Below are 13,673 nucleotides of genomic sequence, written 5' to 3' on the forward strand. Positions count from 1 at the left end.
TTCAAAATAAATGTAGGATGGCACTTTCATTTTAACTTAATTTTCATACAAGCGCTATTTTTTATGCCCAATGATTTTTACCTAGCGCCATGGGGTTATCTAAGTAAAGATGAAAAGGTGGTTGTTTTGACAGGTATAATAGTGCTAATTAATATTACCTATTGTCCTTATGTTCATAAATATATAGATGTCTTAAGTGAAATTGGAGAAGACTTTGAAGTAATATACTGGAATAGATTAAACAAGTCTGATGCAAATCCTGAATGGAAGACACATGAGTTTAATTTACATTCTCAATTAAATAAAAATAAATTATTGAAAATTAAAGATTTCTATGAGTATAGGAAGTTTATCAAAAGGATTATAAGAGAGCGAAAGTATGATAAATTAATAGTGCTTACCACATTGACTGGGATAATGCTTGCTGATATTTTACTTTCAGAATTTCGAGGTAGATATATCTTAGATATTAGGGATTATACATTTGACCGTTTACCAGGCTTTAGGCATATTGAAGAAAAACTTATTTCGCATTCAGATTTTACTGCTATTTCATCTGAAGGATTTAAAACTTTTCTACCAAAAGGTTATGAATATGTGATAGCTCATAATTTTCTATATAGTGATATTGAGGCAATGAAAAGTTTTAAAAAAAGAAAATGGGAAATCAATCAACCCATAAATCTTGATTTTTTAGGATCAATAAGACATTTTGAATTAGACTCAAAATTAGTAGAGACTTTTGCAAAAGATTCGAGATTTTCTATAAGTTATCACGGTGATGGGCCTTCATATGAAAAACTAAAATCTTTTTGTGAAGAAAATCAATTTAATGTACAATTTACAGGTCCGTTTAACAAAAATGACAAGCCCAAGTTGTTATCTAACGTAGATATCATTAATGCATATTATGGTGAGGATAGTTTTATAAATCAATACGCATTATCTAACAAGTTTTATGATTCAATAATCTATAAAATACCATTACTTGCAAACTCAAAGCTTTATTCTGGAAAGCTTGTTGAGAAATACAAAACGGGAATATCAGTAAATCTTAATGAAGAAGGAATATGTGATAGAGTGTATGAAGAATTTATTAGATTTGATTTTGACCAGTTTTACGAAAGATGTTCAGAAATATTAGAGAGTATCCTTGATGAGGATAGATACTACTGCGATAGGATTGCAAAATTTGCAAAAAAATAGCAGGCGACAAGTAAAATTATGTAAACATATTGAGAGGGAATGATCAATTTGAAAATATTATTTATGGTTACTGCCCCCCTTGAAACAAATAGTTCAGCTTCTTTACGTAATCTTGCAGTAATTCGGGGACTAGTTGAATTAGGACATGAAGTAACTATTGTCTCATCTCAACCAATACAAAGTACAAATAAGGTGATAGATTCGATTGATAAAGTGAAGAAATATTATTTAAATTATAATCGGTTATATTCAGTGCTAACTGGTACCGATTCAGAACAAAATAAGAATAAAATTATAAAAGCTTTCCTAAGAAAATTGCGAACTATTTATCATGCTCTTTTTATTTTTGATCATTATCGAAGAGTTGTACCAAAACTTAGAGAGATAAAGCTTGACAGTTATTATGATATTATAATAACCTCATCAGATCCTAGATCTTCTCATTTGTTGGGTAAGTATCTTAAAAAATTAGGTAAAGTTAAATATAAGAAGTGGATACAGTATTGGGGAGACCCTATTTATCTTGATATAAATAATAATCTAATCCTTCCTAAATTTATTGTAAAGTGGGTAGAAAAAAGATTATTAAAAGAAGCTGATGCTGCAGTTTATGTATCTCCTATTACTTGCGAGATGCAAAAAAAAATTTATTATTCAATGAAAGATAAACTATATTTTGTGAATCCCCCGTATTTAGAGCAAAGAATTTATAATACCTTTTCCAAAAAACATAATATTAAAATTGGTTACTATGGAGCATATATATCTTCCGTTCGAAACATAATGCCTCTTTATGAAGCAGTTAAATCTATGAATAATGTCCATCTCGACATTGTAGGTAATTCTGATTTGTCGCTCGAATCCACGGATAATATCAAAGTATATTCTCGTGAAAGTTACCATGAAATAGTTAAAAGGGAGGCAAAAACAGATATTCTTGTATGTGTATTTAATAGAAATGGGACACAGATACCTGGAAAAGTATATCATTATGCTGCAACAAATAAACCTGTTCTTTTAATTCTTGATGGTGATTCTGAAGAGATGTATAGTTATTTAGCGAGTTTTAATCGTTTTGTCATATGTCATAATAATGTACATGAAATTAAGAATGCAATTAATAATATAATAACAGGGAAGATAAGTGTGTTGAATGAACCACTAGTAGAGTGTGAGCCAAGAATTGTAGCTAAACGTATCCTAGATTGTGTTGATGTTAATGGGAAGGAACACTAAACTTATAAAGGATTGGGTTGGTTGAATTTGCAGAACTTCAACACTTTTGAATTTGTTCTGATTATTTATACCTCTTTTGTTATGTGGTTAGTGTTTCAAACTCTGGTATCTAAAAAAGAAAAATTTTTCTTGACTGTTAGTTATGTTGGTTTTGGTCTATATTCAGGATTAGGTATTTCTTCTAATTCAGTTGACAATAAATATATGCTATCATATTTTCTTTTTCTTTTTGCCTATAGTACTGCGTTTGTTATAGTTGTAAAACTAAAGCAAAAGGAAGTAAGTAAAAATATTGAGTTAATCTTACAACAAAACAAAACATTTTTTCTTTTCCTTGGTACTATATATATTCTTTCCATTTGTATTCCACTTGTATACCCAAATATTAGAATTTTAGACTTGTTTCATCCAGAACCATATAAGATTTCGAGTAATATTTTTTTGGAACGTATAGAAAGACAGAATGATATCGTATTTAACATTAGAGATTGGGTAACTGTTCTATGTAAACCATTTTATTGGTTTTTACTTTATCAAGTTAGACGAAAACCTAAAATGTTTTTATTTTTACTTTTATCTCCAGTTTATATTGAATATATAGTAGAAGGTTATATAGGACGAAGTGAAATTGTAATGTGGGTAGTATTTATAATTTTATATCTTTATTATGAGCGTTATATTAGTCGTTTACAACTTATTGTGTTATCAGTGATACTTGTACTGATTAGTGTTCCGGTACTTAATATGATGTTTTATTGGAGAAACGGTTGGACACTAAAGCAAAGTTGGAGCTACTTAGATTTACTTTCTTCTTTGTTATTACAGGAAACAACCTATCCACAAAATTATAATATAGCTGTAGAAATTTCTTCTTATTTGACACCGCTAGATTTTTTTTACTGGCTTGTTACTTTACCTGTACCTAGTATTTTGATTAAATCAGCACCTTTATCTCTCAATCATATTTTCTCAGTTGCTGTTAGAGGGATAGAGTATGGTGAATATGGATTTTATGTTGTCCTACCATCTATATTAGGTGAGGGTTTTATGTTATATGGTGAAGATTTTGCATGGGTACATGGGGTAGTGTTAGGAATTATTTTTGGATTATTTATTAATGCAATTAAAAATATAGAGGAGTTTAAATATTGGTATTTATATTTTGTTCTTTGGTCATTGCTTGGATTCCGTGGAGGAAGTCAAGCTGTAATTGCCCAAATAGTAAATGGGTCTATTTTAGTTCTAGGAATATTTATTTATAAAAATTTGTTTAAATCGAACTTTCATCAGTTGAAAAAAAATCATTAACTATATAAATTCAGTTTGAATTTCTGACATGTTTAACCAATATCTTTCCTTGTCTATACCGCTCCTAAACGAGTAAATACATGGAGTGTGAAAGGGCGTCAAAAACAAATTCTTACGTATAGACACTACCCTACGTCAGTTCATTAGGTGGTGTCTATATTAAGAACCAGTGAATTTCTCTCTCATTAGCCCCCTAATGAATTTGGACACTCGATAAGGTTTTTTTATCATCGAAGTGACCAAATGAAGGGGGCTTTTGATATACATGAAACGAAGAAAACATTCAAAAGAATTTAAACTGCAAGTAGTCAAAGAAACATTAGAAGTTGGAAATAAAACATTGGTGGCTAGAAAATATGAACTCAGTCCGAATCTTGCGCAAAGATGGGTAAAAGCGTATGAAGAAGGGCAGCTAGGAAAAGAAACGATTACCTATCCCTCTTCAGCTGAGGTGAAAAGGATGGAGGAAGAATACGGACAACTCAAAAAGTTATTAGGGGAAAAGATTTAGAAATCGCAATTTTGCGTGATTTGATAAAAAAGAAGAGCCCTCACTCACTGAAAAAACTGGAAGTAGCCGAACAGTGGATCGAGAAAGGATATCCGATTACAAAAGTGTTAGAGATTTTAGAAGCCAATCGCTCGACCTACTATTATCACCAAAACGGAAAAGTCGAGGAGAAAGCAGTAGGTGGGGGACGCCCAACACCCGGCTACTCTCTACCCACAACTGGTGAAAAAGTGCCAGACGAACAAATCAAAGAGTGGCTATCGGAGCTTGTGATGGGTAGGAGGAATTTTCCTATAGAACCGAAAGCTGACGATCCAGTTGAGAAGAAAACATCAGCTCATCATCAGCAAGAAAAAGGTCTATCGATTGTGTAAAACAATGGATTTATTACGTCCGCAGCCAGAAAAAAAACGGGTTGTATATCCAAAGAAACTCGATCAGAATCGCATCATTACAGGTTCGAATCAGTTATGGGAAATGGATGTGAAATACGAATATATTGAACGAGAAGAACGGTTTTTCTTTGTCTTATTGTTCATTGATGTGTATAACCGTTCGGTAATTGATTATCATATGGGACTAAGCTTTTCCGTAAACGATGCCGTATAAACACTTCAAAGAGCGTTATTAAAGCATAATCTATTTGAGCATAAGGATAAACCCGTGATACGAACCGATAATGGGCCGCAATTCATCGCACATGCCTTTGAAGCCTTCTGTGAGAGATTTCAAATCGAGCATGAACGGATTCCACCGCGGACGCCGAATATGAATTGCCCATATTGAAGCGTTTCACCGTTTACTGGAGGAGGAATGTCTAGTGAGAATGGTGTTTGACAGCTATGAAGAGTCCTATCAAGCTGTGATGGAGTATATGTGGTTTTATAACGAACGGAGGATTCATTCGAGTATTTTCGATCTTCCGCCGCATGAATTTTACAAAAGAGCAAAAACGGAAGCGTTCATGATTAAAGAAGTTCGAATATAAGGCAAGAGGGATTTGATCTTGCTAAGAAAAAACGTGAAATTTTAAGATAACCTAAGAATAAGATAGGATGCGTCTAAAATTAGGGGGTCAATCTAGGGCTGGGAAAGAAAGACAATGTAAATATATAGTCAATTCCGTACGTGTTTATGAGTTTTTCGAATATGAATGGCGTATATCATTATGGGATAACGAGCTCATGGATTTTCGGGCTCATGCAAAAGGTGATTTAAGGTATAAGAGAAGATTGTATTTTGATTATGCCTATGAAAAAAATGTTTATTTTTAGAGATCTCAGAAGAGACTATCAATTACTTATCAGATATATTTAAGTAAAATTACACCTTTGTACAATGTATATTGAGAGTACTTGAATAGAAAAGTTTTATGAATAATTATTATCGACATCCATTAAATTGATTTAAAATTACTATCTATTACAATTTGGAATTATAGATTAAAATGTGGCATAACAAATTTTCATGCTATAGGCATAATCCGTTATTTTTATTTATTATGGTTAATGAAAAAACATCAAAAAGTAGCTGGGAGGTCATTAATTTGAAGAAAAAAATATTGATTGTTATGAAAAGACCAGCTGGAGGGGTTGGGAAAAGCTGTATTTCACTTTTATCACAACTTGACTACAATAAGTACGATGTAGATTTACAGCTCTTCAGACATGAAGGAATATTTCTTGATATGATACCTAAAAATGTTAATATACTTGAATCACCTCAAATTCTTCAAGACTTTTGGAGAAGTGGAAGTGATTTTATTCAACAATTTCTCAAAAAAGGCCAATTTGGTCATATAGGACGTAAAGTGATGGCTTCGATTGAATCGAAACTATATAGAGATAGATATCACTCAGCACTATGGGAAAATTTTAAACAATATATACCAAATATAAATAAACATTATGATGTTGCCATAGGATATATGGATACTTATCCTAACTATTTTGTTGCAGATAAAGTGAGTGCAGATATAAAAATAGGATGGAATCACAACGATTTTCGAATGTTAAATCTCGATAAAGAGTATGAAAAAGAAGTATTTTCAAAATTTAAGTATGTTATTACTGTATCAGAGACGTGTAAACAAGTACTAGTTGATCTTTTTCCAGATTTTAGCGAAAAATTTAAAGTTATATATAATATAGTCTCTCCTGAACAAATTTGGCATATGGCTAATAAGGAGGAAGGATTTGAAGATAAGGATTTTGATGGAATAAGGATTGTATCAGTAGGTAGTCTTACTCATCAAAAAGGTTTTGATATGGCTATTCCGGCATTTTCCAGATTATTGGAGAAAGGACATAATGTAAAGTGGTATGTCATTGGAGAAGGAGCATTGCGAAAAGAACTTGAAAAGTTAATCAAGGAATATGACGTAGAAGGTAAGTTTATTCTTCTAGGAGAACGTGTTAATCCATATCCATATATTAAAAATGCAGATATTTATGCACAACCCTCTAGATTTGAAGGAAAGTCAATTGCAGTAGATGAAGCAAAAATTTTATGTAAGCCCATACTTCTTACAGACTATACCACCGCAGAAAATCAAATAAAGAATGGAGTAAATGGGATTATCGTTCCTAAAAATATTGAAGGAATTTATGAGGGGCTTGAATTATTAATAAAAGATTCAATGTTAAGAAAGAGATTTAGTGAGAACTTGCAGAAAGAAAATTTAGGGAATGAATCTGAGGTAGAAAAATTATACAAGCTTATAGAGGAATAAGGGATATACTAATGAGGACAAAAAAAGCACTATATACATTTATTTCATCTATTATTTTGCAAATAACTACTATAATGCTTAATATTATCACGTATAAGTTTTTTTTAGAATATTATGGTTCAGCAATTAATGGTTTAAATGCTGCTATTATGCAGGCTCTTACCTACATGAATCTTGTAGAAGCTGGAGTAGGGATGGCATCTATTCAAGCTTTATACGGGCCATTAGCAAAAAAAGACTACCAACAAATTAATGGAATAATGTCTGCTACTAAAAAGTTTTATATTCAGTCTGGAGTTATTTTTTGTGCCCTCTTAGTTAGTCTTTCTATTATTTTTCCTTTCATAATTAAAGGACAAGTACCTGCAATAATTACTTCACTATTAGTACTAATATTAGGTGGAGGCTCAATTGTTGAATTCTTTATGCATGGAAAGTATAGGGTACTGCTTACGGCAGATCAGAAGGGTTATGTCCTTGATTACACCTTAACAGCAGCTACTGTCATAAGTGCTTTGTTGCGTATATTCCTAATGATTCATGGTTTCAATGTATTAGTAGTGCAGTTTGTATCTACATTAATTTATATTATGCGTGTTGCATTTTTAAGGATTTATGTAAAGAAAAATTACCCTAAACTAAATTTTTATACTAAGCCTAATACAAAAGCTATTGAAAAAAGGTGGGCAGCCTTATTTCATCAAATTGCAGGACTTATTGTTTTTAATACTGATATATTAGTTATCACAATCTTTTGTGGTCTGATGTCAACAAGTGTGTATTCCACTTATAATCTCATATATGGCACATTAATATCTTTTATATGGCTATTGGCTAGATCCACTACTTCAGGGTTTGGAGAATTAATAGTTACTAATGATAATAAGACACTTAATTCAGCATTTAGTAGTTATGAATACCTTTTTTATATAATTGTAACATGGATATATTCTGTAACTTTTATAATGATAATACCTTTTATAATGCTTTATACAAGCAATGTTCATGACATTAACTATATTGACATGAAACTTGCTGTATTATTTACCATGGTAGGTGTAGCAAATTGTATTCGTGTTCCAACCAATACACTAATAATATCTGCTGGACATTTTGCTGAAACAAAGTATAGAGCACTTGCCGAAGCTGCTATAAATCTATCTACGTCTTTATTATTGGTGCATTTTTTAGGTATATATGGAGTCCTTGTTGGTACGGTGATATCATTCATATATCGCACTATAGACACAATTATATATAGTAATCGAAAAATATTAAAAAGATCTATTCGTATTTCATTAGTACGCATAATTAGAAATATTATACTTGGAATAATGGTAGTTATAATTAGTAGCAAATTTATTCATATTAGTACAGATGATTGGTTTGGTTGGTCCGTAAAAGGCGTTCTATGTAGTATACTAGCTTTATTTATTATAACTCTTGGTAATGCAATTGCAGAACCAATTGAAATGAAGTCTTTATTAACTAGAATTTTAAGATTGGCTTCTAGAATATTTCGTTTTAAAAGATTAAGTGATGATACTTAACTTTTTAAGGAAATAATAAAATTAATAAATTTTACTATGAGAAGAGGGTAAATAAAATGAAAAAGGTATGCATAATCGGATTAGGTTATATAGGGTTGCCTACGGCAGCAATGTTTGCTGATTCAGGATGGGATGTTGTAGGAGTAGATATCAACCCAATCGCTGTTGAAAAGATAAATCGAGGAGAAATTCATATCGAAGAAGTGGGTTTAGCAGAGTTAGTAGAAAAAGTTGTCCAACAAGGTAATCTACGTGCTCAATTAGAACCAACATATGCAGATTGCTTTATTATTGCGGTACCTACTCCACATAATGAAGATCATACAGCCAATTTAGATTATGTTATCGCGGCAACAAAATCTATCTTACCTTATATTAAAGAGGGTAACACTATTATTGTTGAATCTACAATCCCTCCAAGAACAATTGATGATGTTGTTGCACCGATTTTAAGAGAACAAGGTTGGAATGTGGGAGAAGACATTTATTTAGCTCATTGTCCTGAGCGTGTATTACCTGGTCGAATTTTAATTGAATTAGTAGAAAACACAAGAATTGTCGGTGGAATTAATGAGAAATCAGCAGAAAAAGCTGCGGAAGTTTATCGTAGCTTTGTGAAAGGAAAGATATTACTTACGAGCGCTGTTAGCGCGGAAATGGCTAAATTGATGGAAAATACGTATCGTGATGTAAATATAGCCTTAGCAAACGAATTAGTTAAAATCTCTGAACATCTAGGAATTAATGCTCTTGAAGTAATTGAATTAGCTAATCACCATCCGCGAGTAAATTTACATCTTCCAGGTCCAGGAGTAGGTGGTCATTGTTTAGCTGTTGACCCGTATTTTATTATAGAAAAAGCTCCAGAGCAATCTGTATTGATTTCAGACGCACGTCAAATTAATAATTCAATGCCTTACTTTGTTGTAGAGCAATTGAAAAAAATTGTGCCTGATAATCGTTCAAAAATAGCTGTATTTGGTCTAGCTTATAAAGGCAATATTGATGATATTCGTGAAAGTCCAGCTATGGATGTATTAAATATCTTGCAACAAGAAGGATATCGCTTAGGAATTTATGACCCACATGTTCAGCAAGAGCAAGTAAACTTTAAGCTTTCTTCTTTTGAAGAAGCTATTTCAGATGCTGAATGTATTTTAGTTCTTACAGATCATAATGAATTCAAATCATTAAATGAAGAGCAAATTATCAATCTTATGAAAAAACCAGTTATTTTTGACACAAGAAACTGTGTAAAAGTACATGAAGATAAAATCACTTATTATAACTATGGTAACTTGCACGAAATCAAATCTTTACAAGCACAAACTTTTTAATTAAAGTAAGGTGATTATATTTGAAAAGAGTTTTTGATTTTATTGTTTCTCTGATTGCTCTAATCATTTTATCACCGGTAATTTTAGTAGTTGCGATCCTTGTTCGCTATAAACTAGGCTCTCCCGTTCTCTTTAAACAACAGCGTCCCGGGTTGCATGGCAAACCGTTTTATTTGTATAAGTTTCGCACGATGACAGATGAACGTGATGAAAACGGAGAGCTATTACCCGATCATCTAAGATTAACTCCGTTTGGGCAGTTTCTTCGAAAATATAGCCTCGATGAATTGCCGCAGCTGTTTAATGTGTTGAAAGGGGATATTAGTCTCGTAGGGCCTAGACCGTTACTGATGGAATATTTAGAGCTATATACACCGGAACAAGCTCGGCGTCATGAAGTAAAACCAGGTATTACTGGTTGGGCTCAAGTCAATGGGCGCAATGCGATTTCATGGGAAGAGAAGTTTGAATTAGATGTTTGGTATGTGGATCACCAATCGTTTTGGCTCGATTTAAAGATTCTTTTTCTTACGGTGATTAAAGTACTTAAATCCGAAGGCATTAGTCATGAGGGACATGTCACCATGGAAAAATTCACTGGCAATAAAAATGCAAAAAAGAGTGGATGATGTAGATGAATCCGATTGTCGTTATCGGTGAAGGTGGCCATAGCAAGGTAATTCAAGATATCATTTTTGCGGTGGGAGGCTACCAAATTATTGCGATTTTAGACGATAAATATAAAGATGTTTATAATAGGGATGGAGTATTATATGGTCCGATTTCTGCGGTTTCGAGCATTGTAGATAGAGATCGGAATACGAAGTTGATTATCGCTATTGGAAACAATCAAGTACGCTCCGAAATAGTAAAGCGGATTCGTGTTGATCATGAAAAGTTTGCTACGTTAATTCATCCTTCTGCCATTATTAGCCCTTCTGCACGCATTGGGGAAGGGACTGTGATTATGCCGAATTGTGTGGTGAACGCAAATGCGGAAATCGGTAAACATGTTATTATTAATACAGGGGCGATTGTAGAACACGATAATTGTATAGGGGATTATGCTCATATTTCTCCTAACGCTACTTTAACAGGTAGTGTCACGATTGGAGAAGGAACTCATGTTGGTGCGTCTGCCACAATTATTCCAGGAATAAAAGTTGGTAAATGGAGCATTATTGGCGCGGGTTCAACGGTAATACGGGATATACCGGATTTCAAAAAAGCAGTCGGATGTCCGACTAGACTGCTAGATTAGTGTTATAATATTTTTGTTAAGGAAGATTATAAATTTTGGGATATAGGGATGATATCGAATGAACAACAAATCTCGAATTTTTCTTTCCCCTCCTCATATGAGCGGAAACGAACAAAAGTATATCAATGAAGCGTTTGAAACAAACTGGATTGCTCCGCTTGGTCCGAATGTCGATGCGTTTGAAAAAGAGTTGGCGAAATATGTAGGTTCAAAAGGTGCGGCCGCGGTTAGTTCAGGGACGGCGGCGATTCATCTTGCGTTGCGGTTGTTGGATGTCCAACAAGGGGATAAAGTGTTTTGTTCCTCATTGACGTTTATCGCGAGTGCCAATCCGATTTTGTATCAAGGGGCGGAGCCTGTTTTTATCGATTCGGAGCCTGATACGTGGAATATGTCTCCGGTGGCGTTAGAAAGAGCGATGGAAGAGGCGAAAAAGGAAGGCAAGCTTCCGAAAGCGGTGGTTGTTGTTAATTTATACGGTCAAAGCGCGAAGATGGATGAAATTTTAGCGATTTGCAATCATTATCAAGTGCCAGTGGTGGAAGACGCGGCGGAGTCGCTTGGTTCTACATATAAAGGGAAGAAAAGTGGCACGTTTGGCAAGTTCGGCATTTATTCGTTTAACGGAAACAAAATTATTACTACTTCTGGCGGAGGAATGTTGGTTTCCGATGATGTCGAAGCGTTGCAAAAAGCCCGCTTCTTGGCGACTCAGGCGCGTGATCCGGCTCCGCATTATCAACATAGCCAAATGGGCTACAACTACCGCATGAGTAATATCGTCGCGGGAATCGGCCGGGCGCAGTTGGAAGTGTTGGACGAGCGGGTGAAAGCAAGACGCGCCATTTTTGACCGTTACGTGCAAGCGTTAGGGGATATCGAAGGCGTTCAGTTTATGCCTGAATTGGAAGGCACCATGTCTAACCGCTGGCTGACGACGTTGACAATTGATCGGCAAGCGCTTGGTGTGACACCAATGGATATTATCAACGCGCTTGCGGAGGAAAATATTGAAGCACGTCCTGTATGGAAGCCGCTTCATCTGCAACCTGTGTTTAACGGGGTAACGTATTACCCGCACGAGGAAGGCTGGAGCGTTTCCGACGAATTGTTTGCCAATGGCATTTGTTTGCCTTCTGGTTCCAGCATGACCGTTGAGGAACAAAATCGGGTCATTGATGTTTTTGTCAAAACGATAAAACGATAAATAACCGTTTGCAAGCCTCCTGTTGAAGTCGTTCAGTGGGAGGCTGCATTTATTTTTCCTATTTGGAGGTGACTTTTGTTATGGAGAAAAAGCCGTTGCGGTTGGAAACCGAGCGTTTCAAACATATATTGATCAAAGCGTATCAACGTGGGGAATTGTCCGCCAATATCACTGCAAAAGATATGGTTCAGGAGCTAGCACAACAGTTAAAACAAGTTTTTAAAAGGGATAATAAGTAGTATCGGGAGGTATGTATGTTATCCTTTCAACAGCTGCCAAAGTCCATGAAAAAGATGATCCGCTACATTCTTCAAGATGTTCAGTCGTTGGAGAAATTGGAGCGGATAGAAAAAACGATTCACTATTATATTCAAAAACGAAAAAAGGAACTAAAAGAGAATGATTCGTTGAAACAGATTAGGCGATGAAAGGAAAAATAAGGTGATTCCTTGGATTCTTGTATTCGCATGGAGTGGGATGATTGATTATTTTACGGAATCTCCTGTGTTTACTGATGCGAATACGGCAAGTTGGATTCATGAAATCGTACAAAAGCTGCAATTAGGATATGTTGATCATATCAATGATGGGTTTTTGTCATGGAATTACATCGTGCGTAAATTGGCGCATCTTTCGGTATTCGGCCTGCTTGTTGTTCTTGTGTGGAGAGCGTTATATCCGCGGCGGTTCGCGATGGTTTGCGCGTGGGTGTTTGCTGTTGTTTGCGCGTGTTTCGATGAATGGCATCAGTCGTTTCAGCCGGGGCGGACTCCGCTTTTGTCGGATGTGGTGATTGACGCGTTTGGAGCGGGAATTGCGTTATTCGTTGTGCGAATGTATTTACGAAAGATAGATTCTTCGGTGTGAAAAGATTGCGAATCCCTTTTATGTTTTGCATTATGGTTAGATCCTCAGCTTCCTCTTCTAGCTATACCCGCTGCATCCATTCCATCGATGAACTTCTCGACAACTACACTCTAGATGCTTTTGGGTTTTGTACCCGTCGCCGCTCGAGTATTCACTCCTTGTTGATTCTTTTGATCACTGTATATGATCTTTTTATGTGTGTTTATGCATCGCTTATGCTTTTTGCCACACATTCCAGCTTATATCTTTTGTTGATAAGGACCGGAAGAAAGATTGCTTTTCCTCCCAGCATCGTCTAGCGAAAAGATGAATCAACCAATATGGCCTAAGCACCAACTGTAGTGGGTGATTGTTGACTGGTGAGTACAATCGCAAAATATTCAAGGAAATGACAAAAAAGTGAAGAAGTTAATTTATAATTATGTAAATATTTTTATTTATAATTATTTTGTGACAACA

General features: G+C 34.6%; 16 protein-coding genes. All 16 read left to right on the forward strand.

What is annotated here, in order from left to right; genetic code table 11:
- The first annotated feature begins 126 nt into the window (after window positions 1-126).
- The 16 genes from BV455_RS09805 to BV455_RS09880 all read left to right on the forward strand — a co-directional run bounded on the left by BV455_RS09805 (window position 127) and on the right by BV455_RS09880 (window position 13,214).
- On the forward strand, window positions 127-1,206 hold the full coding sequence (locus tag BV455_RS09805; RefSeq protein WP_218687973.1) for a glycosyltransferase family protein: 1,080 nt from the start codon (window positions 127-129) through the stop codon (window positions 1,204-1,206).
- A 48-nt stretch (window positions 1,207-1,254) separates the two neighbouring features.
- Entirely contained in the window at window positions 1,255-2,442 is a 1,188-nt protein-coding gene (locus BV455_RS09810) for a glycosyltransferase family protein (protein WP_218687974.1), read from the forward strand.
- 21 nt (window positions 2,443-2,463) lie between these two features.
- Window positions 2,464-3,750, forward strand: a complete 1,287-nt coding sequence (locus tag BV455_RS09815) for a hypothetical protein (RefSeq protein ID WP_218687975.1) — start codon at window positions 2,464-2,466, stop codon at window positions 3,748-3,750.
- 265 nt (window positions 3,751-4,015) lie between these two features.
- A complete protein-coding gene (locus tag BV455_RS09820; RefSeq protein WP_245005345.1) occupies window positions 4,016-4,261 on the forward strand; it encodes a transposase in 246 nt (81 codons plus the stop codon).
- An 11-nt stretch (window positions 4,262-4,272) separates the two neighbouring features.
- On the forward strand, window positions 4,273-4,635 hold the full coding sequence (locus BV455_RS20325; protein ID WP_245005346.1) for a hypothetical protein: 363 nt from the start codon (window positions 4,273-4,275) through the stop codon (window positions 4,633-4,635).
- Window positions 4,580-4,870 (forward strand): hypothetical protein, encoded by a 291-nt coding sequence (locus BV455_RS09825; RefSeq protein WP_218687976.1) that lies wholly within the window; start codon window positions 4,580-4,582, stop codon window positions 4,868-4,870. Before BV455_RS20325 ends, BV455_RS09825 begins: the two co-directional genes overlap by 56 nt.
- Window positions 4,871-5,042: 172 nt before the next feature.
- Entirely contained in the window at window positions 5,043-5,249 is a 207-nt protein-coding gene (locus BV455_RS09835) for an IS3 family transposase (RefSeq protein ID WP_280638370.1), read from the forward strand.
- 558 nt (window positions 5,250-5,807) lie between these two features.
- Window positions 5,808-6,992 (forward strand): glycosyltransferase, encoded by a 1,185-nt coding sequence (locus tag BV455_RS09840; protein WP_218687978.1) that lies wholly within the window; start codon window positions 5,808-5,810, stop codon window positions 6,990-6,992.
- Between the two features lie 11 nt (window positions 6,993-7,003).
- A complete protein-coding gene (locus BV455_RS09845) occupies window positions 7,004-8,542 on the forward strand; it encodes a lipopolysaccharide biosynthesis protein (protein ID WP_218687979.1) in 1,539 nt (512 codons plus the stop codon).
- A gap of 56 nt (window positions 8,543-8,598) precedes the next feature.
- The gene (locus BV455_RS09850) at window positions 8,599-9,879 is read left to right on the forward strand and encodes a nucleotide sugar dehydrogenase (RefSeq protein WP_218687980.1); all 1,281 of its coding nucleotides are present in this window, start codon (window positions 8,599-8,601) and stop codon (window positions 9,877-9,879) included.
- Window positions 9,880-9,899: 20 nt separating this feature from the next.
- A complete protein-coding gene (locus tag BV455_RS09855; RefSeq protein WP_218687981.1) occupies window positions 9,900-10,508 on the forward strand; it encodes a sugar transferase in 609 nt (202 codons plus the stop codon).
- Between the two features lie 5 nt (window positions 10,509-10,513).
- Window positions 10,514-11,140 carry an acetyltransferase gene (locus tag BV455_RS09860; protein ID WP_218687982.1) on the forward strand — a complete coding sequence of 209 codons (627 nt, stop codon included), beginning with the start codon at window positions 10,514-10,516 and terminating at the stop codon, window positions 11,138-11,140.
- Between the two features lie 58 nt (window positions 11,141-11,198).
- Window positions 11,199-12,347: a DegT/DnrJ/EryC1/StrS family aminotransferase gene (locus BV455_RS09865; RefSeq protein WP_218687983.1), complete on the forward strand. Its 1,149-nt coding sequence runs from the start codon at window positions 11,199-11,201 to the stop codon at window positions 12,345-12,347.
- Between the two features lie 80 nt (window positions 12,348-12,427).
- On the forward strand, window positions 12,428-12,586 hold the full coding sequence (locus BV455_RS09870) for a YwzD family small protein (protein ID WP_218687984.1): 159 nt from the start codon (window positions 12,428-12,430) through the stop codon (window positions 12,584-12,586).
- Window positions 12,587-12,601: 15 nt separating this feature from the next.
- Window positions 12,602-12,775, forward strand: coding sequence for a LytR family transcriptional regulator (locus tag BV455_RS09875; RefSeq protein WP_218687985.1), 174 nt, complete (start codon window positions 12,602-12,604; stop codon window positions 12,773-12,775).
- A gap of 13 nt (window positions 12,776-12,788) precedes the next feature.
- The gene (locus BV455_RS09880) at window positions 12,789-13,214 is read left to right on the forward strand and encodes a VanZ family protein (RefSeq protein WP_280638368.1); all 426 of its coding nucleotides are present in this window, start codon (window positions 12,789-12,791) and stop codon (window positions 13,212-13,214) included.
- The last annotated feature ends 459 nt before the right edge of the window (window positions 13,215-13,673 follow it).

This window comes from Parageobacillus caldoxylosilyticus, assembly GCF_019272935.1.
Classification (GTDB): Bacteria; Bacillota; Bacilli; order Bacillales; family Anoxybacillaceae; genus Saccharococcus; species Saccharococcus caldoxylosilyticus.